The organism is Flavisericum labens, assembly GCF_045446075.1.
GTDB classification, from domain to species: Bacteria; Bacteroidota; Bacteroidia; order Flavobacteriales; family Flavobacteriaceae; genus Flavisericum; species Flavisericum labens.
Genome location: NZ_JBJJBQ010000006.1, coordinates 167,633 through 189,425 on the forward strand (window position 1 = coordinate 167,633; position 21,793 = coordinate 189,425).

Sequence of the window (21,793 nt, forward strand, 5' to 3'; positions counted from 1 at the left end):
GGTATTAAATAAACAGCAGTTTTGTAATATTTTTTTTCGTACATTTAAATACAAATCAAAATATTAACACTATGAAAAAACATTCTTTGGTTAGTAGCCGTCATTTGCATTATCGCCTGGTTATTGGGCTTATTAGTTATCATTCCAGGAATGGGCACCAGTAGCCTGATTCACGTATTGCTAGTAATAGCCGTTATAGTTATACTTTACAATATTATTAGCGGGCGCAAACCATTATAGTACAGTTTAAAAATAATATGACTTGGCAAACCTTCGGGTTTGCCTTTTTTATTGTTATTCACCCTACTTTGGAATGCAATCATTAAATCATTTCTTCAATGACTTTATTTTTATACTATGGATGTTTCATTTAATAATATTATTTTGCGTACCGATATTAAAATACGTTTAAAAAACAACAATGAGAAAAGAACACCATCATAAAGGCTGGAACGAAATAAAAACCAACGACTCTTGGGCTATTTTTAAAATTATGGGCGAATTTGTTAACGGTTTTGAAAAAATGAGCAAGATAGGCCCTTGTGTGTCCATTTTTGGGTCTGCACGAACCAAACCAGACCAAAAATACTATAAACTTGCCGAAAGCATAGCTAAAAAAATTGTTGAAGCCGGCTATGGTGTTATTACGGGAGGTGGCCCCGGTATTATGGAAGCTGGTAACAAAGGTGCTCATTTAGGTGGTGGAACTTCAGTAGGGTTGAATATTGAATTGCCATTCGAACAGCACGACAATCCTTATATTGACCCCGATAAAAGTTTAGATTTCGATTACTTTTTTGTTAGAAAAGTAATGTTTGTAAAATACTCTCAAGGCTTTGTAGTGATGCCCGGTGGCTTCGGTACCTTAGATGAATTTTTTGAAGCCCTTACCCTTATACAAACCCATAAAATTGGAAAATTCCCGATTATTTTAGTGGGAACCGATTTCTGGGAAGGACTTATTGACTGGGTGAAAAAAACCCTGCTTAACGCATTTTCAAATATTAGTGCTAAAGATTTAGACCTCATTCATCTTGTAGATTCGGAAGAAGAGGTTATCAATATTTTGGATAGCTTCTATAAAGATTCTGGTTTAAGTCCTAATTTTTAAACAAAAAGGTACTTTACAAAAATTACCATGCTAAGTCACTTATGCATGCATAATAAATCTTATTATGTGGCATTAGCCCTCATATATTTTATTATCTTGCAGCGCCTTACATGAAATTGCTAACCTAAAAGCTTTTTGAAATTGAAAATACGCTTTTTTAGTTTTATTATTCTCCTACTAATTCCTTTGGTACACTTTAGTCAAAATAAAATTGACATAAAAGCTGTATTTGATATTGAGAACAAGCAAATTAAGATTTCGCAAACCATTGAATACTTTAATTCAACTAATGACGAGTTAAGTACCGTTTATCTTAATGACTGGAGCAATAGTTATTCTACAAAAAAAACACCACTAGCCATTAGAATGGCCGATGAATACAAAAACGATTTTCATCTGGCAAAAAATGAAGATCGTGGGTTTTCAGTTATAGCATCAATCAAACAAAATGGTGAAGACCTAAAGTTTAATCAAGTCAAAAATCAAATAGATATTATAAAGATTGAACTAAACTCGCCTTTAAAACCTAAAGAGTCATACACCCTCAATTTGGAATATACGGTACAGGTGCCCCATGCCAAATTTACAAGCTATGGTGTTACGGATGAAGGCGATTATAACTTAAGATACTGGTACATCACCCCAGCCGTTTATGATGGCGAGTGGCAATATTACAGTAACAAAGATTTGGACGATTTATACATTCCAAAGGCTGATATTAATTTAGAGATTGAGCACCCCAATGGCTATGTATTGACTTCAGAACTGAACACAACCAGAATTGAGCACCTACCATACAAGCAAATTGTAACTTTAAATGGCAAAGACCGCGTTAATAACAAACTGTTCTTAAGCCGAAACTCAATGTTTACATCATTGCAAACCGATGATTATACTATAGTTTCCAATATTCATGATAAAGATCTTGAAGTGATTGATAAGGTTTTAATTACCGATAAAGTAACCAATTTTATATTCGATAACTTCGGAAAATACCCTCACAAAAGGCTATTACTAACGCAAATTGATAACGATAAAGACCCTATTTACGGATTAAATTTTCTGCCCAGTTTTGTAAAACCCTACCCTAGCCATTTTCAATACGAACTCAAACTGTTGAAAATTGCATTGCATAATTATTTGGAAAATACATTATTGATAAACCCACGAAAAGAACAATGGTTATTGGATGGTATTCAAATTTATTACTTGATTAATTATGTAGACCAACACTACCCCAACATGAAATTTCTAGGCACCATCGCCGATTTTTGGGGCGTTCGTTCGTTCCATGCGGCCGACATGAAATTTAATGACAAATACATTTTGGCCTTTATGCTAATGGCACGCACCAACCGCGATCAGCCTTTGGCCTTACCAAAAGATTCTTTATTGAAGTTCAATTACAATATTGCCAATAAATACAAAGCGGGAGTTGGTCTAAAATATCTGGACGATTTTGTAAACCATGATATTGTTGAACAAAGCGTAGAATCGTTTCTAGCAGAAAACAAATTGGAGCACACCTCGGCGAAAGCCTTTGAAGAATATATTAAATCAAGAGCAACAAAAGATATCGATTGGTTTTTTAACGATTATTTAAAAACCAGAAAAAAGATAGATTTCAAAATTCAAAACGTTCAAAAAACTCAAGACTCTATTACCGTTACTATTAAAAATAAGCGTAACAACAATATGCCTGTATCACTTTATAGTTTGTATGACGACGAGATAGTGAGTAAAACATGGATTGAAAATATAGACGGCGACAAAACCATTACCATACCCAGAAAAGGGGCCAACAAACTGGTTTTAAATTACGAGAATACTATTCCAGAAATCAATCAACGTGATAACTGGAAATCACTAAAGGGGTTCTTTTTTAACAACAAACCTTTACAATTTAGGTTATTCAAAGACATTGAAGACCCTTATTACAATCAAGTATTCTTGATGCCTATCGCTGAGTTTAATAATATATACGACGGTATCACCTTAGGTGCCAAAGCCTATAATACGACCGTTCTAAGAAAGACCTTCAACTATAAAATAACGCCCGTCTACTCCTTTGGGTCTAAATCATTGACGGGCTCAGCATCAGTATCTAACACGCATTATTTTGAAAACAGCGACCTCTATTATATGAACTATGGCATTGTAGGTGGCTATTCATCATATGCAAAAGACTTATTTGTTACTCAAGTTACCCCGTCGCTAACCTTTTTATTTCGAGAAAATGATGATTTACGTTCTAACAAACGAAGTTCTTTAAGATTCAGATATGTAAACATTAACCGAGATAAAGACGAGAACAATAATCTAACATCTAATGAGCCCAATTACAGTGTTTTTAATATTCGTTACATCAACTCTAACGACAACTTAATCAATTTCAGCAAGTGGTACACCGATTTCCAACTTGGTAAAAAGTTTAGTAAAGTGGCTTTCAACTATGAATTCCGAAAACTTTTTGAGAGTAACAGGCAATTAAACTTACGCATTTTTGCTGGGGCGTTTCTAAAGAACGATAACGATCCAAGCTCTAACTATTTTAGTTTTGCTTTAGACCGCCCAACTGATTATCTATTTGATTACAACTATTTAGGCCGCTCCGAGGACACCGGTATATTCAGTCAGCAATACATTACCGCTGAAGGTGGGTTTAAATCGAAATTAGAAACTCCTTATGCTAACCAATGGATGACCACGTTAAACGCCAGTACAACCCTTTGGAAATATGTTTTGTTATATGGCGACATGGGTTTAGTGAAAAACAAACACAACTCGACCAAGTTTGTTTACGATTCTGGTATTCGGGTAAATTTGGTAACCGATTATTTTGAAATTTATTTACCTATGTATTCCAACTTAGGTTGGGAAATTGGCCAACCCCGCTACGACCAAAAAATACGCTTTAAATTTACCTTAGACCCCCAATCACTCTTAGGGCTTTTTAGAAGACGCTGGTATTAGGTTTAATTTGAATTATTCCTATTAAAAAAGCTTTTTAGATATATTTTTCTTAAATATAACATACAAAAAGCTTTTTTTTTATATATTTCACACAGGTTTAACGCCTCTTATTATTGCAAAAAAGGTAAAATTTACCTACTTTTGCGCAAGCTAAACAAAGACCAAATGCACACCCTACCCGATTTGGAAAACAATCTATCATTCGAAGATTTTAAGACCGAAGTTATTAACGACTACCGAACCGCAGTAACCAGTAGAGAATGTAGTTTGTTGGGGCGCAGAGAAGTATTAACAGGAAAAGCTAAGTTTGGCATATTTGGCGACGGTAAGGAAGTACCACAACTGGCCATGGCCAAAGCATTTAAAAAAGGAGATTGGCGCTCGGGTTACTACCGCGACCAAACCTTTATGATGGCACTAGGCGAACTTAGCCCAGAACAGTTTTTTGCCGGATTATATGCCAACACAAATTTAGAACTCGAACCCATGTCGGCCGGGCGCCAAATGGGTGGTCATTTTGTATCGCACAGTTTAAACGATAATGGCAGTTGGAAAGACCTTACCAAACAATACAACTCCAGTGCCGATATTTCTCCAACAGCAGGACAAATGCCACGGCTTTTAGGCTTAGCTCAAGCTTCAAAAATCTTTAGGGAAGTTAAGGGTATCAACACGACAAATTTTTCTGAAAAAGGAAGCGAAGTGGCTTGGGGGACTATTGGAAACGCCAGTACTAGTGAAGGGTTGTTTTTTGAAACCATCAATGCGGCTGGTGTACTTCAAGTACCTATGGTAATTAGTATTTGGGACGACGAATACGGCATTTCGGTACACGCCAAGCACCAAACAACAAAAGAAAACATATCAGAAATATTAAAAGGCTTTCAACGTGATCAAGCCAGTAAAGGTTACGAAATTTTACGCGTTAAGGGTTGGGATTACGCCAACCTTATGGAAACCTACGAAGAAGCTGGAGCCATTGCTCGCGACGAGCATGTGCCCGTATTAATTCACGTTACCGAGCTCACGCAACCCCAAGGGCACTCCACTTCGGGTTCGCACGAGCGTTACAAAACACCCGAACGGTTAGAATGGGAAACCCAACGTGACTGCAATACCAAAATGCGCGAATGGATGATTGAAAGCGGTATTGCCACCAACGAAGACCTTTTGGACATAGAGAGAATTATAAAACGTGAGGTAAGACAAGCCAAAAACAGCGCTTGGCACACATTTTTAAGTCCAATAAAAAAGAAGCAAGAAGAGCTCATTTCAATTTTAAAACAAGTTGAAACTACAAGTTCGAATGGCGTTTTTATTGCTAAAATAAGAGAGAGCCTATCATCTATTGGTGAGCCAACCAGAAAAGATATTTTATCGCATGGCAGAAAAGCTTTAAGATATACTATTGGTGAATCAATCACGGAAAAAAACCAACTCGCCAATTGGATCAATGCGCTATTTGAATTGTCACAGCCTAAATTTAGCTCGCACCTCTATTCTGAAACCCAGGGTTCCAATACGCGAATAAAAGAAACTAAACCCACATACCATGATGATGCGCCTCAAGCAGACGGTCGCATTATTTTACGAGATAATTTTGATGCGCTCTTAAACCGTTACCCAGAAACATTGATTTTTGGAGAAGACACTGGTAATATAGGCGATGTTAACCAAGGCCTGGAAGGTTTACAGGAAAAATATGGCGAACTGCGAGTGGCCGATACTGGTATTCGTGAAGCTACTATTATTGGGCAAGGCATCGGCATGGCACTGCGCGGATTGCGTCCTATTGCTGAAATTCAATATTTAGACTATATCTTGTACGCCATTCAAATTATTAGTGACGATTTGGCTACCACCCACTACCGTACCAAGGGCAAACAAAAAGCACCATTAATAATACGTACACGTGGCCACAGGTTAGAAGGTATTTGGCACTCCGGTTCACAAATGGGCGGTATTCTAAACCTAGCAAAAGGGGTAAATTTACTCGTGCCACGAAACATGACCAAGGCTGCTGGATTCTACAACACTTTATTATTGGGCGACGACCCAGCTATTGTCGTAGAATGCCTTAACGGCTACCGATTAAAAGAAAAAATGCCCAACAACTTAGGTGCACTAAAAACACCTATTGGCGTGGTGGAAACCATTAAGGAAGGTTCCGACATCACTTTGGTATCCTACGGTTCTACCTTGCGCATTGTCGAGCAAACGGCCAAAGAATTACTTGCGATAGGTATTGATGTGGAAATCATTGATGTGCAGTCTTTAATGCCGTTCGATTTAAACCATGACATCGTAAAAAGCATCAAGAAAACAAATAAGGTAATGGTGATAGACGAAGATGTTCCTGGTGGTGCTTCGGCCTATATTTTAGACCATATTTTAAATGAACAAAACGCATTTCAGTATTTAGATAGCTCACCTAAAACGCTAACGGCCAAACCACACCGTCCTGCCTACGGAAACGATGGCGACTATTTTTCAAAACCATCGGCCGAAGATATTTTCGAAGCCGTTTATGCCGTTATGCATGAGTACAACCCAAGTGATTTCCCAAAATTAAGATAAGCTTACATGTCATTAAAGATGATAAAAAAACCAACCGATTTAGCCTTACTCATATTACGCGTTGGCTTTTCGGGTATGATGCTTACCCACGGCATTCCAAAAATTAGTAGACTTTTTGAAAGTCCCATAAAATTTGCCGACCCCATTGGGCTAGGCGAAACGCCATCACTCATCTTTACTTTAATTGGAGAGGTACTTGGTCCTATTTTGGTACTCGTCGGTTTTAAAACAAAATGGGCTACCATTCCCGTAATCATCACCATGTTTGTGGCTGCTTTTGTGGTTCACTTTAGCGACCCCATGGGCACCAAAGAAAAAGCCATTCTGTTTTTAACGGCCTTTCTAGCCATTCTTATAGCTGGCCCTGGCCATTACTCCTACGATGGCATTAAAAAACATTTAAATTGAAAGCAGCATCGGTTGTTACCATAAAAAAAGAACTCAAATACAAATCGCGCGAAGAACTGCTCGATATCTGTCTGCGCCTATCCAAATTTAAAAAGGAAAACAAAGAGCTCCTCACCTATTTATTGTTTGAATCGGAAGACGAAACCGGCTATGTATCCAGTATTAAAAGCTATATGGATGCCGAATTCGAACTCATAAACACCAAAAGCTATTTTTATATCCGAAAGAGCGTTCGTAAAATTCTGCGGAACGTTAAAAAATTCATCCGCTACACGATAAAAAAAGAAACCGAGGTAGAACTCCTCCTCTACTTTTGCGAAAAACTGCGAGATTTTAAACCCAGCATTAAGCGCAGCACCCAATTGCGAAACACTTACGACCGCCAACTTCTTTTGGCAAAAAAAACCATTGAAAAACTGCATGAGGACTTGCAATATGATTATAATTTGATGCTTGAGGAGTTGTGAGTTTGTTTAAAACTTTTCTTTCTGTATATTGTAAATTGAAGTAATTTTCGACTGAATTTAATAACGACGTATAAAACGTTCTCATACCCCAACTTTTAAACAATTTAGAGGCAAACGAAAGTGATAAAAAAAATTATAATAATCTTATCAATTTTTTACTTTTCATCAATCCATGCACAATATGATGAATGGACGCCAGCAAAAGTCATCTTGAAGAATGGAATCTCCTTTAGAGGATTAGTGAAATTTCCTAAACACTCTGGTGGAATAATATCAATTGGAAGCACAGAATTTAAATATAAAAAAAAGAAAAAATCAAAAACTCAAAAATATGGACATGAAACTGTTGAAGAAGTAATTTTTGGCGACGAAGAATTTACTACATTACATTACAAATATATTCCTATTAAACCAAAGAAATATGTGTTATTGGAACAAATAATTAATGGAAAAACATCTTTATTTTCTAGAACTGTAATGAAATTTCAAAGAACAATTGTTGGCTACCCAAACAATCAATCAAACGGTTATTACTATGATGACACCCAATATTATTTGATAAGAAAAGGCGAGGGATCTGCTAAATTAATTGCTGGACCGAATAGTTTTGGGACGTTTATTTCAAAAGCCAAAAAATATTTCTCCGACTGCGAAAAAATACTCTATTATCTGGAAAACGAACTTTATGATTTAAATAATCTTATTGAGTTGGTGGAAGATTACAACCTTTTATGCGAATAAAAACTGTTTCCAACAATTTATAAAAATAAAACAGTTGTTCCAACCTTTTTGGAAAATCGTACATATTTCACTCTGGTTGGCCTACTTTCTCAAAATTAGCCGTCTAACCAGGTAACTATTCTTAAAAAAGCACCTTAAGCCCCATAAAAATTTCAGTTGCAGTAGTAAGTACCAATTATTTTTTTAATTCACAATTCATAACACAATATTTGAATGCTAAAAGCAATCTATTATCTTTGCACCTTTCAATTAGCATCATAATCCATGAAAATTTCATATAACTGGTTAAAGCAATTTATTAAAACCGATTGGACACCAGAACAAACCAGCGAACTCCTTACTGATCTAGGTCTTGAGGTAGAAGGCTTGGAAAGCTATCAATCTGTAAAAGGCGGACTGGAAGGTATTGTTGTAGGCGAAGTATTAACTTGCGAAAAGCACCCCAATGCCGATAAATTAAAAGTAACCACCGTAAATATTGGTGACGGATATCCCCTACAAATTGTTTGCGGTGCGCCCAATGTAGCGGCCGGACAAAAAGTACCCGTAGCCACTATTGGCACGACGCTTTACACGCCCGAAGGCGAAGCATGGACCATCAAAAAAGGTAAAATTAGAGGCGAGGCCAGCCACGGTATGATTTGCGCAGAAGACGAACTGGGCTTAGGCCAATCGCACGATGGTATTATGGTTTTAGATGCCTGTTTAAAACCAGGAACACCAGCTGCCGATATTTTTGAAATTGAAAACGACCATGTTTTTGAAATTGGATTAACCCCAAACCGTGCCGATGCCATGAGCCATATGGGAACTGCACGCGATTTAAGGGCTGGTTTGGTACAAAAAGATATAAATTTAGAATTAATCACGCCATCGGTAAGTGCCTTTCGTGTAGATAATCGCACCCTAAAAATCGATGTGGACGTTATCAATAAAGACTTGGCGCCACGTTACTGCGGAGTTACCATTTCAGGAATAAAAGTAAAGGAATCACCAGCTTGGTTACAACACCGTTTAAAAGCCATTGGTATAGAACCTAAAAACAACGTGGTAGATGCCACCAATTACGTTTTGCACGATTTGGGGCAGCCACTGCACGCTTTTGATGCCAATAAAATTGTTGGTAACAAAATAAAAGTAAAAACCTTAAAAGCAGGAACCAAATTCACCACTTTAGATGGTGTAGAGCGCGAACTTCATAAAGACGATTTAATGATCTGTAATGCCGAAAAACCCATGTGTATCGCAGGTGTTTTTGGTGGTATAGATTCTGGTGTTACCGAAAACACAACCAGCATTTTCTTAGAAAGTGCCTACTTTAATCCGGTAAGCATCCGTAAATCGGCCAAGCGCCACGGATTGAATACGGATGCATCGTTCCGTTTTGAACGTGGTATCGACCCTAGCATTACCGAATACGCCTTAAAACGTGCCACTTTATTGATTCAAGAATTGGCAGGTGGCGAAGTTACAAGCGATATAGTTGATTTTTACCCTAATAAAATCAAGGATTTTGAAGTGCGCTTAAGCTTCGAAAACGCCAAGAAATTGATTGGTGAAGAAATTCCGAAGGAAATTATCAAACGTATTTTAACCTCATTGGAAATTAAGGTAAATAACGTTACCGAAACTGGTTTGGGCTTAACTGTGCCAGCCTACCGCAACGATGTGGAGCGCGAAGCCGATATTATTGAGGAAGTCCTAAGAGTTTATGGCTATAACAACATCAACACTACCGAAAAGTTAAACGCATCTATTTCGGCTACCTCACGCTTTGAAGATTATAAAATTCAAAATGTGGCGGGCAACCAATTGGTATCTCAAGGCTTTTTTGAAATTATGTCCAACTCGCTTACCACGCCTAATTATGTGGCATTGAGTGAGCAGCTAAAAGAAGAGCACAATATTACCATGCTCAACCCATTGAGTCATGATTTATCGGTGTTAAGGCAGTCGTTATTGTTTTCAGGATTAGAAGCAGTATCGTTTAACATCAATAGAAGACGTGCGGATTTAAAACTATTTGAATTCGGTAAAACCTATCATGGTTACCATGATAAACGCGAAGAGTTTAAGCATCTGTCGTTATTTGTAACAGGCAATCAAACTGCTGAAAACTGGCATGTTACCCATAGAAAAAGCGACTTCTTTTTAATGAAGGGGCTTATTGTTTCCGTATTGGAACGCTTGGGAGTTTCGAGATTTAAGGAATCACCCATTTCCAATGATTTGTTTTCTGAAGGCTTGACTTTAAGTTTCGGAAAAAACCAAATTGTAGATTTCGGATTGGTTAAAAAATCGGTGCTTAAACATTTTGATATTTCGCAAGAGGTGATTTACGCCAACTTTAACTGGGATACCGTTTTAGATTTGGCAAAACACAATAGCATTAAATTTACAGATATTCCTAAATATCCGGAAGTACGCCGTGATTTTGCCTTGTTATTAGACGACAGCATTACCTTTGAATTGATTTACAACATTGCCAAGCAAAGTGAAAAGAAGCTTTTAAAAGCCGTTAACTTGTTTGATGTATACCAAGGAAAAAACTTACCTAAAGGCAAAAAGAGTTACGCGGTGAGCTTTACACTTCAGGACGAAAACAAAACCCTGACCGATAAGCAAATCGACAAAATCATGAGCAAGTTGCAAACCAATTTTGAAAAGCAGCTTGGTGCAGAACTCAGGTAATCTTTAACGATGAGAGGCCTTTTAACTGTTGTTTTGTTATGTTTTACAATTTTAGCTTCGGCTCAAGGCAAACCGCTGCAAAAACCGGTAGATAGCCTATCCATTTGGAGTATGTTGAAATACGATGCCAAATATTCCTGGCAAAGTGTAAAACATTCGGTAATACGACCGGCCCATTGGAAAGGTGAAAATTTCAAAATCCTCGGCGTTTTAGTTGCAGGAACCGTAGCTCTATCGTCTATTGATGAACCTGCAAACCGTTTTTTTGTTAGGCAAGACACCAAAGCTCCGAAATTAATAAAGGATTTTGGTTGGTATTTTGGAAGTCCACAAAACTATTTTATGTTAAACGCTGGATTATACGGTGTTGGGCTACTTACCAAAAGTGAAACCATAAGAAAAACTAGTGTGCTTATTATTTCATCATCGGTCACCACCGGACTAATACAAAGTTTGTGCAAAATGACCATTGGTCGTGCCCGTCCGGGTGGAGATTACGGTGCTTTTGAATTCAGGCCCTTTTCATCGGAAGGTGCCTTCCACTCGTTCCCATCTGGGCACACCATTCTATCAATGACCATGGCACACGCCATAGCCAAACAATTCAATAGTACTTGGGCCAAAGTAGCAACATATTCAATTGGGTCTATTATTCCACTATCCAGACTTACGGCAAACGCCCACTGGTTAACCGATACAGCTCTTAGTGCGGCCATAAGTATTGTAGTAGTAGATTGCATAGATAAATTCCTAAATAACAACAAAATTTATCGTTCCAGAAAATCGGATAAAAAAATAGCATGGCAACTATCGGTTAAGCCCAAGCAAATTGGATTGGTAGGGCTTTTTTAATTCACTTTGACCCTATGGACCACCCTCTTTTCAATAATTTTTAGTAAATTAGAGAGTAAACCAATAAAGCTAAACGCCATGTCAAACTACATTAAATTATTTACGGGAGATTATGCCGTTGTACAACGCATTGTTGCTGCTCTAGAAAAAGAAGATATTATACCTGTGGTACAAGATGAGACCGATTCTGGACTTGCACCTATTTTTGGATCTTCTGGTTCATCACTTCAAAAAATTTCAGTCCATAAAGACGAATTGGAAAGAGCCCAACCTATTGTTGAAAAATTAACTTCTGAACTTGAGGCTTAATAAGTTATAAAGTTCCAAAATTAATTTTTCATCTATAAAATATTAACCAAAAAAATCAAAAACAAAAAATATGTCCAATTACATTAAAGTGTTTTCAGGGAGTTTTATTGAAGTACAACGCATTTTTCATGAGTTGGAAAAAGAAAATATCGTTCCTGTAATCAAGGATGAAAACGAATCTGCTCGCTTGGCTGGCTTTGGAGGCAATATTGTAGCAGGAAATCAACAAATTTATGTGTACCAAGACGAATTGGATAAAGTTGTTCCTCTTGTTAAAAAACTAACCTCAACGCTACAAGAATAAAAGGATTCATTAAAATAAAAACCTCAAAACATTTGTTGTTTTGAGGTTTTTTATTGTTATGTAAGGCGATAATTATACCGTAACCGCATACATTTTGTCGCGAATTTCTTTTATTTTTTTGTCTTGCATGTAATCATCAAACGTTGTGTAGCGGTCTATCACCCCATTTGGTGTTAGCTCTACCACTCGGTTCGCCACGGTTTGCGCAAACTCGTGGTCATGCGTGGTAAACAATACCGTACCTTTAAAATTCTTTAGTGAGTTATTGAATGCCGTGATACTTTCTAAATCCAAGTGGTTGGTAGGTTCGTCCAACTGTAAAACGTTAGCCCTTTGCATCATCATTCTAGATAGCATACATCTTACTTTCTCTCCTCCAGAAAGCACAGAAGACTTTTTAAACGCTTCTTCACCACTAAAAATCATTTTCCCCAAAAAGCCACGGATGTTAACCTCTTCGCGCTCTTCTTCGGTTTTTGCCCATTGGCGCAACCAATCAATTAAATTAAGGTTGTTGCTAAAATATTCACTGTTATCCAACGGCAAATACGATTGTATGGTAGTAACGCCCCAAGCAAATTTTCCAGAATCCGCTTTTTCCTTATCGTTTAGTATTTGGTAAAATGCAGTAGTCGCTCTTGAATCTCTGGAGAACACCACCACCTTATCGCCTTTGGCTAAATTTAAATCGATATCTTTAAATAACACATCACCATCTAAGGATACGGCCAAGCCTTCAATATTTAATATTTGATCGCCAGCTTCGCGTTCACGCTCAAAAATAATAGCAGGGTAACGACGACTGGTTGGACGAATATCTTCAATATTCAATTTATCAATCATCTTTTTTCTACTGGTAGCCTGTTTACTTTTAGCCACGTTGGCAGAAAAACGACGGATAAACTCTTCCAATTCCTTTTTCTTTTCCTCTGCTTTTTTGTTTTGTTGAGCACGTTGTTTCGCAGCCAATTGTGATGACTCATACCAAAACGAGTAGTTACCCGAATAGTGGTTTATTTTTCCGAAGTCTATATCCGAAATATGCGTACAAACGGCATCAAGAAAGTGACGGTCGTGTGATACTACAATTACACAGTTATCATAATTGGCCAAGAAATTTTCTAGCCACGAAATGGTTTCGTAATCCAAGTCGTTAGTAGGCTCATCCATAATTAACACATCTGGATTTCCAAATAAAGCCTGTGCCAGTAACACACGTACTTTTTGTTTACCGTCCAAATCGGCCATTAGACTATGGTGTAAATCTTCTTTTATACCTAAATTGGAAAGTAAGGCAGCAGCATCGCTATCGGCATTCCAACCGTTCATTTCTTCAAATTCTACCTGAAGCTCTCCTATCTTTTCAGCATTTTCATCAGAATAATCCGCGTAAAGCGCATCAATCTCCGTTTTAATTTTAAATAAGGGTTTGTTACCCATTAAAACCGTTTCTACCACGGTATGCTCATCGTACAAATTATGCTCCTGTTCAAGCACCGACATGCGCTTACCGTTTTCAAGCGAAACATGTCCAGAAGTAGGGTCTTGCTTACCTGAAAGGATTCTTAAAAACGTAGATTTTCCTGAACCGTTAGCACCGATAATTCCGTAACAGTTACCGTTGTTAAACGTCGTGCTTACTTCATCAAAAAGGATACGTTTTCCAAACTGGACCGAAAGATTTGATACTGATAACATATAGCGTCTTTTAATTTTTTTGCAAAAGTAGAGAATTACATTGGTAAGACGAAACATCGTTGATTAATAATTATTAAAACAGCCTCATTTATAAGCTAGTTGTATCCGTTACACACTATTATGATTGGGAAACATTTAACAACGCCTTAACAAGAGTTTATAATTATTGGCTATACTTTTGTTTAACGAATACGCTCAGTAGGATTTATGAAGATTTACATTGCCATATTTTTTATTTTTATCAGCTTTTTAGGTTGTAAAAAAGAAAGTGATAGCGCTAATAATTATGCCTATTTTGGTGGGGAAATTATTAACCCTAACACCAACTATGTTGTTCTTTCTAAAAACGAAGTCGTAATAGACACAATTAAGTTAGATGGCAGAAATAGGTTTTTGTACAAAGTTGAAGATTTAGAGCAAGGGCTGTACGCCTTTAGACATGGCGGAGAATACCAGATGGTTTTATTAGAGCCCAAAGACAGTGTGCTTTTTAGACTGAACACGCTAGATTTTGACGAATCGTTGGTGTTTACTGGTGACGGTGACAAAAAGAACAACTATCTGATTAATGAGTATTTGGAAAATGAAAAACAAGAAAAGTACATAGTAAGATTGTGCCAATTAACGCCAGAAGCCTACAGCACGCATGTAGATTCTTTAAAGGCAAATAAAGTTAAAGTTTTAGAGCATTTTAAAAATAAGTACAAACCTTCAGGTCTTTTCCTAAAAATAGCCCAAGCTAATATCAATTACAATTACTACTCAAGTAAAGAGGTCTATCCGTTTGTTCATTACGGAACAAATAAGGCCGCCAATTTAAAATCATTGCCCGAAGATTTCTATTCCTATAGGAAAGACATTAATTACAATGACGCGTTTTTAAGTACCGATTACAATTACACTGCTTTTTTAAGACATAATTTTAGCAATATGTCTTTAAAAATACATGATGAGCATTCCGAAAATACGCGGTTTAACCGGAAAGCCTTATGCTATAATTTAGACAGACTGAATCTGATTGACAGTTTAGTTGAAAACCAGACTACCAAAGACGATTTATTGTACCATTTTGCGATGCGCTTCTTATCAAAAAGCAAGGATGAAGCAGATAATAATGCCATTTTAAAATCTTACTTAGCCAAAAGTAAAAGTGAGAATAACATAGATATGATGGTGCGCTATACCAAATCTATAAACGGTTTAAAGGAAGGATTGAGATTACCTCAAATTAATATGATTAATTCTAACAATGATGTTGTTGATATCAATTCCTTAATTAACAAGCCAACGGCCATAACATTTTGGTCTCAAGCTTATTATGATCATTTTAAAAAGTCGCACAAAAAGCTTAATGAATTAAAAACCAAATACCCAGAGGTTCGCTTTATTAGCATAAACATTGATAAATGTGGTATTGAAAAGTCAAAGAAAATCTTGGCAAGTCATCAGTTTGATCAAACGCACGAATACCAATTTAAAAATCCTCAAGAAGGTAAAGAGATTTTGGCTGTTCACCCTATGACCAAAACGATTATATTGGATAAAAACTCTAAAATTGTGAACAGTAGATCTAATATTTTTTCTTCAAATTTTGAAGATCAATTATTGGGTTTAATCAATAAATAAACTACTTTAACTTATAGTGGTTCATTAAAATTTTTTCATAAACCTTATCTGGTAAAATTCGTTTTAGCACAATCGAAAATTTTTGCATAAACTCCCCTATTTTATAGTGCCCTTTTGGTTTAGACGTATTAATGATTTTATAAACCGCTTCGGCCATCAAATTAGGATTGCTTCCGTTATCTACATGGTCGTTCATCAACTCCAACGTGTTTCCGTAAGATCTTTTATAAGGTGAATCATCAAGAAGTGGTGCGTGGTATCGTCCTGCAGCTATATTGGTTGCAAAATCACCAGGTGCTACGTTGGTCATTTCAATATTAAAATCTTTCAATTCCATTCTAAACGCTTCTGTTAAAAGTTCCAAGGCGCCTTTGCTCGCACTATAAACCCCACGATAAGGTAAACCCATGTAACCGGCAATTGAAGTAATGTTAATGATCAAACCCGAATGTTGCTTTCGCATTTGAGGTAATACAGTCTTAATTACTTTTATGGGTCCGAAAAAATTGGTCTCGAAATTGTTCTTTATTTCTGCTTCCGGAATTTCTTCAATAGGCCCTGTGATACCTGCTCCTGCATTATTTATGACTACATCGAGTTGGTCTTCTTTAGAAATAATTTCGTCAACGGTCTGCTTTATAGTATCGTTGTTTTTTACATCTAAAGTTAAAATTGGAAACTTACTTTCTTTATACATTTCTGGATTACGGCTTGTACCATAGACTTTAAAACCCTTTTCGGTTAAAAACTCACCAATAGATTTTCCTATACCCGACGAACCGCCTGTTATTAAAACAACTTTAGACATGTGTTGAAAATTAAAGTTTAAAGATAGAAAGATTTACCAAACATTAAGGCACAAAAAAAGGCAAGCTACCTACATCACACCGCTACGACCATTTACCTTTGCTTCGTTCCCGACCTGGAGGATTCAACAGGAGCTGGTTGTGTAGGACTTGCCGGGTGCAAAGATACAATCTTTTTAAAATTTTAACAATGATTTTTTAAACTGATTTTTAATAAATATCTTGCCTGAAATTAGAATTTCTACAATGAAAACCTTCAATTATCTAACAATCATATTTTTAAGCGGACTTGTAATAAGCTGCGGATCAAATTCTGGCAGCAAGAAAAGTGATTTCAGAATAAAAACCAATGCCGATAAAGGTAATATTGCAAATTCGGAAACACTTAATCTTTCAATTGAGAACAAAAAAGGTCATGACATCGATTCAATAATGTATACCCTAAACGGTGAAAAAATTAATAACAACACCACATTAAAGAACTTTAAATTAGGTAAACAAAGCCTTAAGGCAACCGTATATTACAGAGGTGAACAGCAGGTAGCTACATCAGCGATTACTATTTTAAGCAGTGAGTTGCCCAAAATATACCACTACAACATCCTCAATGAATACCCCCACGACATTACTTCTTACACGCAAGGCATTGAGTTTTTTAACGACACGCTTTATGAGAGTACAGGGCAGTATCGTGAATCAAAACTCAGAAAGATAGATTATAAAACGGGGAAGGTTATAAAAAATATTAACCTTGCCGATGAGTATTTTGGTGAGGGTCTTACCATTTTAAACAATAAAGTATACCAACTCACTTGGCAAAAAAGCGTTGGTTTTGTTTATAATGTTAATACTTTTGAAAAACTAGATAGTTTTAAATACGGAAACAGCAAGGAAGGCTGGGGACTGTGTAACAATAATGATGTTCTTTATAAAAGTGACGGTACCGAAAAAATTTGGATACTAAATCCTGAGACTTTAATTGAAGAAGATTTTATACAGGTTTGCACTAATAAAGGAAAAATAGTGGGTATTAACGAAATGGAATGGATTAACGGAAAAATTTATGCGAACAGGTACCAGAAAAATGGTGTTGCCATAATTAATCCTGAAAACGGTGCCGTTGAGGGTGTCATAGACTTTACTCCTTTAAAAAACAAGGTTACCCAACATGATGGTTTAGATGTATTAAATGGTATTGCCTACAACCCAAAAACCAAAACTATTTTCGTTACTGGAAAGCGCTGGGATAAATTATTTGAGGTTGAAATTATTGAGTAATCCACCTAAAATCATATTGTTTGATTAGAACCTTACCGAAATTTTTCCTCTTAAAAAGAAAGGCGTGCCTGGTGTAAAATGAATTTCTTCAACCGAATCGGGTTCATTAGACAATCTACTTTCGGTAGCAAACTGGGCTTCGTTCCATTCTGTGTCAAATAAATTTTCTATAATCAAACCAAACGTCCAGTTTTCAACAGCGTAGTTTATGTTAAAATCGGTTACAAAATAACCTTCTGCTACAATAGAATTGTCTTCGTTTGCTGGACGGTCTTTTATGAATCGATAGTTGATTCCTCCTGAAAAACTATTCCAATCCTTTATGCTTAAACCACCTGCAGAAGTGAAATCTGGAGCCAATGGAATATAATTTTCATTATTGGGGTCGTCACTACTTCGTGCATAAGTATAATTAACATCTGTGTTGATAAACAACCAATCGTTTATTTGGCAACGCACGCCAAAATCGACACCATAGCGTTCTGTCTTTCCACTAGGTTCAACGATTCCAGCATCGCCAACATAAACAAATTCCTGCTGTAAAAACAGGCTCCATAGAGCGGCATTAAACACCAATCGGTTTTGTGGTTTGTAAATAAATCCTAAATCAGAACCAAAAGAAGTTGGTAATATTTTTTCGCCGCTATTGGCTACCACTACCCTAGTATCGTTTGAATGGTATCCCAAACCTGTTTTGGTAAATAATTGTAATTTTGGAGACACAGCATAAATCAGATTAAGTTTCGGACTTACTTTTGTTTTATTCTCACTTTTATTATCGTAAGTTTCGGTAAGCAAGTTTTCGTAGTCAAACTTAAAATAATCGAGTCGCAATCCGGGATTTAAAGTCCAATTTCCTGATTTATAATTCAAACTAGTGAATGCAAACGCATTAAATTCATCTACATTCCCTAGGGCTAAACGCTCTAAAATAGTTTGTCTATTCAATGTTCTTGATAATTGCACATCATTGACATCATCATATCTAAAGCCTCCTCCAAGCTCATACCTCAAATGGGAATTGTTATTGTTTAAATGAATGGTATGATTATAAACAGATGATGCACCCATAATCGTTCTATTTTCTTTTTGATGTATTTGATCACCATTTACGGGATCTTCCAAGAAAAAAGTGAAATTTGAAAACAATTCGAAATCATACTTTGACAAATAAGCATTGGATTCTATTTTAGAATGGGTATCCAATTGCTTAGTGTGGTTAATCCACAAATTACTACGGCTCGTTTTTCCGCCTTCCGTATCATCAATGGCTCCAAAACGCCCAATTAAACCTTGTTCTACTGCTCTAACCGGAATTTGTCCCGATGCATCCCATTTACTTTGAAAATGTGAAACTGACAAATTCAATTCTTGATCTTTATGATTATTAAAATTGTAATGTGCCATAACATTTAAGCGATTAAAGTTTTGTGGCGACTCGAATACACCATCGGACAACATCAACTCTGACGCCACATATATACTACTGTTTTTTTCTTCTAAAAGCTTTGTGATGCCTAGTGCCCTCAAGGTATTGAATTGACCAGTTTCCACTGAAACCAGATTTTTTTTAATTGTTTTTTTTGTACCAATGTCAACATAACCGGCCGTATTAAAATTGCCCTTATTGGCATAATAACTACCTTTAGCAAAATCGATATTATCAATGGTTTCAGGAATAATAAAATGCATATCGGCATAACCTTGGCCGTGAGCGTGCGATACCATATTTACGGGCATCCCATCTACATTTATGGCAATATCGGTTCCATGGTCAATATCAAATCCTCTCAAAAATATCTGCTCGGCTTTTCCCCCACCGGCATGCTGACCAATAATTAGCCCAGGTATTTTTCTGAGTATTTCCTGAGAAGATTTTACAGGGTTTGTCTTTAAGTCGACGTTTAAAAATGTGCTCAATACATTAGCTTTCGATACAATTAAAACTTGATCTAATGAAGCTGGAGATTCTTTTAATACAACTAATAATGTTGTTGCCAACTTTGTTTCTGTAATGACTATGGATTTATTTTGATATCCCAAACCATAAAAAAATATTTCATCATTTACAGAAACATCATCAAGCTCGAAATATCCAGAAATATTTGTGTAAGTGTATGAACCCGATGCTTTATTATAAACTCCAACACCTTGCAAAGGTGTTCCATTTTCTTCTGAAACAACAGTTCCACTTATTTCGTGTGCATTTAGAAACGAAATGAAAAACAAAAATAAAAATAGCGGAATTAATCTTTGATTTTTTAATGTTTTACAATAGTGCTTCATAGCTACATTTTCAATTTTATTAAAACTTATTTTTCAATTTGTTTAGAAGTTTAAAATGACTTTTGGCTTCTTTTATTTTACCTACGAAAAAAAGAATCCTTGGGTTTTAATTTTTTAAAAATTTTAGCTAAAATAATTTGTTTCACCTAATATATAATGTCTGAATTACTGAATTAGGTCAAAAAAAAACCACTTATTTAAAATAAGTGGTTTTTTAAAATTTTATATCCTCTAATTTTCAATTTTAACCATTGACATTTTAGTATTGTAAGGTTCAGTTCCCTTACTATTTAGAGCCGACCTTGCTTGACTTACATAGTCAAATTTTTCATAATAAATGTAATATTTGCTGGTATTTACATCAAAAAAGAAATTAATATCCGAGCGTCCTGCCGATACCGCCTTCGTTAAAAATTCATCTCTTTTATCTACATCTGTATGAACTGCTATTACCAAATAGTAGCCTTCATCTACATGCCCATCACCCTTAACAATTTGAATGTTACTCAATTCCTCTCCATGATCAAAATCATCTGGACTCAACTCCCCCTGGCTTGGTTCAGTAAATTTCTTTATTCGCTCTAAAGCTGCCCTATCTTTGTTATATCGATCTTCTTGATTATCGTATAGAGCGCGCTTAATTCTACGCTTACGCTCAATTTCTGTAGCTACTCTTACACTTTCAAATTTATCAAGTAAAGCGGTTCGAGCTTGATTTGTCTTTGCTTGATTTTCTTTTAGAGTGTTAATTGCTTTTGTGTAGAACATATTTGTTGCATCTCGTTTATCTCTAACATTTTTTAGTCTCGTACTATAGAGCGCTTCTAAATTCTCGATTTTTTCATTTTGAGATTTTATTTCATTATCTAACTGAGTTTTGATAGATTCTAACCTAGCATTTTCTGCACTTACACTTTTAAATGGTTTGGGATCACTAACAATACCTTGCTCACTTAAATCGTTTTCTTCTTTTAAATCTTTTAAATCTTTTTCTTTAACAATTAAAACTTCATTTAAACGAATCATCAATTGCTCCTGTTTGTTTTGTGCTTCTAAAGCTAATTTTGTTATAGAACTTAGCGCATCTGTATTTGCATCTGTTGGCTCTGGAATAACCATACCATTTTCTGAAATTCCTGAAACTTTCTCAGCTTTCAATCTTATAGCCTCGGCTAATCTTGCTTGCTCTTCTTGTTCTGCTTGAACTATAGCTTCCTCTGCTAATCTAGCCTGTTCCTCTTGTTCTGCTTGAACTATAGCTTCTTCGGCTAACCTAGCTTGTTCCTCTTGTTCAGCTTTAACTCTAGCTTCCTCTGCTAACCTAGCCTGTTCTTCTTGTTCTGCTTTAACTCTAGCTTCCTCTGCTAATCTAGCCTGTTCTTCTTGTTTTGCTTTAACTCTAGCTACCTCTGCTAATCTAGCTTGTTCTTCTTGTTCTGCTTTAACTCTAGCCTCCTGTGCCAACCTAGCTTGTTCTTCTTGTTCTGCTTTAACTCTAGCTACCTCTGCTAATCTAGCTTGTTCTTCTTGTTCTGCTTTAGCTCTAGCCTCCTGTGCCAACCTAGCTTGTTCTTCTTGTTCTGCTTTAGCTCTAGCTACCTCTGCTAATCTAGCTTGTTCTTCTTGTTCTGCTTTAACTCTAGCCTCCTGTGCCAACCTAGCTTGT

General features: G+C 36.3%; 16 protein-coding genes, 1 other RNA gene and 1 pseudogene. 13 read left to right on the plus strand and 5 right to left on the minus strand.

Annotated features, from left to right (window positions below):
* Positions 1 to 81: 81 nt before the first annotated feature.
* The 11 genes from ACIEHO_RS11545 (at position 82) to ACIEHO_RS11595 (ending at position 12,433) form a co-directional block, all read left to right on the plus strand.
* Complete coding sequence (locus ACIEHO_RS11545; RefSeq protein ID WP_406971901.1) at positions 82 to 240, plus strand: lmo0937 family membrane protein; 159 nt, start codon at positions 82 to 84, stop codon at positions 238 to 240.
* 181 nt (positions 241 to 421) lie between these two features.
* Positions 422 to 1,111, plus strand: a complete 690-nt coding sequence (locus ACIEHO_RS11550) for an LOG family protein (RefSeq protein ID WP_406971825.1) — start codon at positions 422 to 424, stop codon at positions 1,109 to 1,111.
* Between the two features lie 135 nt (positions 1,112 to 1,246).
* A complete protein-coding gene (locus ACIEHO_RS11555) occupies positions 1,247 to 4,084 on the plus strand; it encodes a gluzincin family metallopeptidase (protein ID WP_406971827.1) in 2,838 nt (945 codons plus the stop codon).
* Between the two features lie 165 nt (positions 4,085 to 4,249).
* On the plus strand, positions 4,250 to 6,661 hold the full coding sequence (locus ACIEHO_RS11560) for an alpha-ketoacid dehydrogenase subunit alpha/beta (protein WP_406971903.1): 2,412 nt from the start codon (positions 4,250 to 4,252) through the stop codon (positions 6,659 to 6,661).
* A 6-nt stretch (positions 6,662 to 6,667) separates the two neighbouring features.
* Complete coding sequence (locus tag ACIEHO_RS11565) at positions 6,668 to 7,069, plus strand: DoxX family protein (protein ID WP_406971829.1); 402 nt, start codon at positions 6,668 to 6,670, stop codon at positions 7,067 to 7,069.
* Positions 7,066 to 7,536, plus strand: a complete 471-nt coding sequence (locus ACIEHO_RS11570) for a hypothetical protein (RefSeq protein WP_406971831.1) — start codon at positions 7,066 to 7,068, stop codon at positions 7,534 to 7,536. Before ACIEHO_RS11565 ends, ACIEHO_RS11570 begins: the two co-directional genes overlap by 4 nt.
* Positions 7,537 to 7,656: 120 nt before the next feature.
* The gene (locus ACIEHO_RS11575; protein ID WP_406971833.1) at positions 7,657 to 8,277 is read left to right on the plus strand and encodes a hypothetical protein; all 621 of its coding nucleotides are present in this window, start codon (positions 7,657 to 7,659) and stop codon (positions 8,275 to 8,277) included.
* 264 nt (positions 8,278 to 8,541) lie between these two features.
* Positions 8,542 to 10,968, plus strand: a complete 2,427-nt coding sequence (pheT, locus tag ACIEHO_RS11580) for a phenylalanine--tRNA ligase subunit beta (protein ID WP_406971835.1) — start codon at positions 8,542 to 8,544, stop codon at positions 10,966 to 10,968.
* A gap of 9 nt (positions 10,969 to 10,977) precedes the next feature.
* A complete protein-coding gene (locus tag ACIEHO_RS11585; protein WP_406971837.1) occupies positions 10,978 to 11,820 on the plus strand; it encodes a phosphatase PAP2 family protein in 843 nt (280 codons plus the stop codon).
* 78 nt (positions 11,821 to 11,898) lie between these two features.
* Positions 11,899 to 12,129, plus strand: coding sequence for a putative signal transducing protein (locus tag ACIEHO_RS11590; protein WP_406971839.1), 231 nt, complete (start codon positions 11,899 to 11,901; stop codon positions 12,127 to 12,129).
* Positions 12,130 to 12,199: 70 nt separating this feature from the next.
* Complete coding sequence (locus ACIEHO_RS11595) at positions 12,200 to 12,433, plus strand: DUF2007 domain-containing protein (RefSeq protein WP_406971841.1); 234 nt, start codon at positions 12,200 to 12,202, stop codon at positions 12,431 to 12,433.
* Between the two features lie 72 nt (positions 12,434 to 12,505).
* On the opposite strand, the gene ACIEHO_RS11600 is transcribed toward ACIEHO_RS11595, so the two are convergent.
* On the minus strand, positions 12,506 to 14,131 hold the full coding sequence (locus ACIEHO_RS11600; RefSeq protein WP_406971843.1) for an ABC-F family ATP-binding cassette domain-containing protein: 1,626 nt from the start codon (positions 14,129 to 14,131) through the stop codon (positions 12,506 to 12,508).
* Between the two features lie 207 nt (positions 14,132 to 14,338).
* Between ACIEHO_RS11600 and ACIEHO_RS11605 the strand changes: the two genes are divergently transcribed.
* A complete protein-coding gene (locus tag ACIEHO_RS11605) occupies positions 14,339 to 15,757 on the plus strand; it encodes a TlpA family protein disulfide reductase (protein ID WP_406971845.1) in 1,419 nt (472 codons plus the stop codon).
* Between the two features lies 1 nt (position 15,758).
* On the opposite strand, the gene ACIEHO_RS11610 is transcribed toward ACIEHO_RS11605, so the two are convergent.
* Positions 15,759 to 16,565 (minus strand): SDR family oxidoreductase, encoded by an 807-nt coding sequence (locus tag ACIEHO_RS11610; protein WP_406971847.1) that lies wholly within the window; start codon positions 16,563 to 16,565, stop codon positions 15,759 to 15,761.
* Between the two features lie 55 nt (positions 16,566 to 16,620).
* An RNA gene (ffs, locus tag ACIEHO_RS11615) (signal recognition particle sRNA small type) lies at positions 16,621 to 16,719 on the minus strand.
* 90 nt (positions 16,720 to 16,809) lie between these two features.
* On the opposite strand from ffs, the gene ACIEHO_RS11620 reads away from it, so the two are divergent.
* On the plus strand, positions 16,810 to 17,841 hold the full coding sequence (locus ACIEHO_RS11620; protein ID WP_406971849.1) for a glutaminyl-peptide cyclotransferase: 1,032 nt from the start codon (positions 16,810 to 16,812) through the stop codon (positions 17,839 to 17,841).
* A 24-nt stretch (positions 17,842 to 17,865) separates the two neighbouring features.
* On the opposite strand, the gene ACIEHO_RS11625 is transcribed toward ACIEHO_RS11620, so the two are convergent.
* Together ACIEHO_RS11625 and ACIEHO_RS11630 are read right to left on the minus strand one after the other, a co-directional pair.
* Entirely contained in the window at positions 17,866 to 20,127 is a 2,262-nt protein-coding gene (locus ACIEHO_RS11625) for a TonB-dependent receptor (RefSeq protein ID WP_406971851.1), read from the minus strand.
* 231 nt (positions 20,128 to 20,358) lie between these two features.
* Positions 20,359 to 21,793 (minus strand): annotated as a pseudogene (locus ACIEHO_RS11630) (PorP/SprF family type IX secretion system membrane protein); the annotation flags it as partial.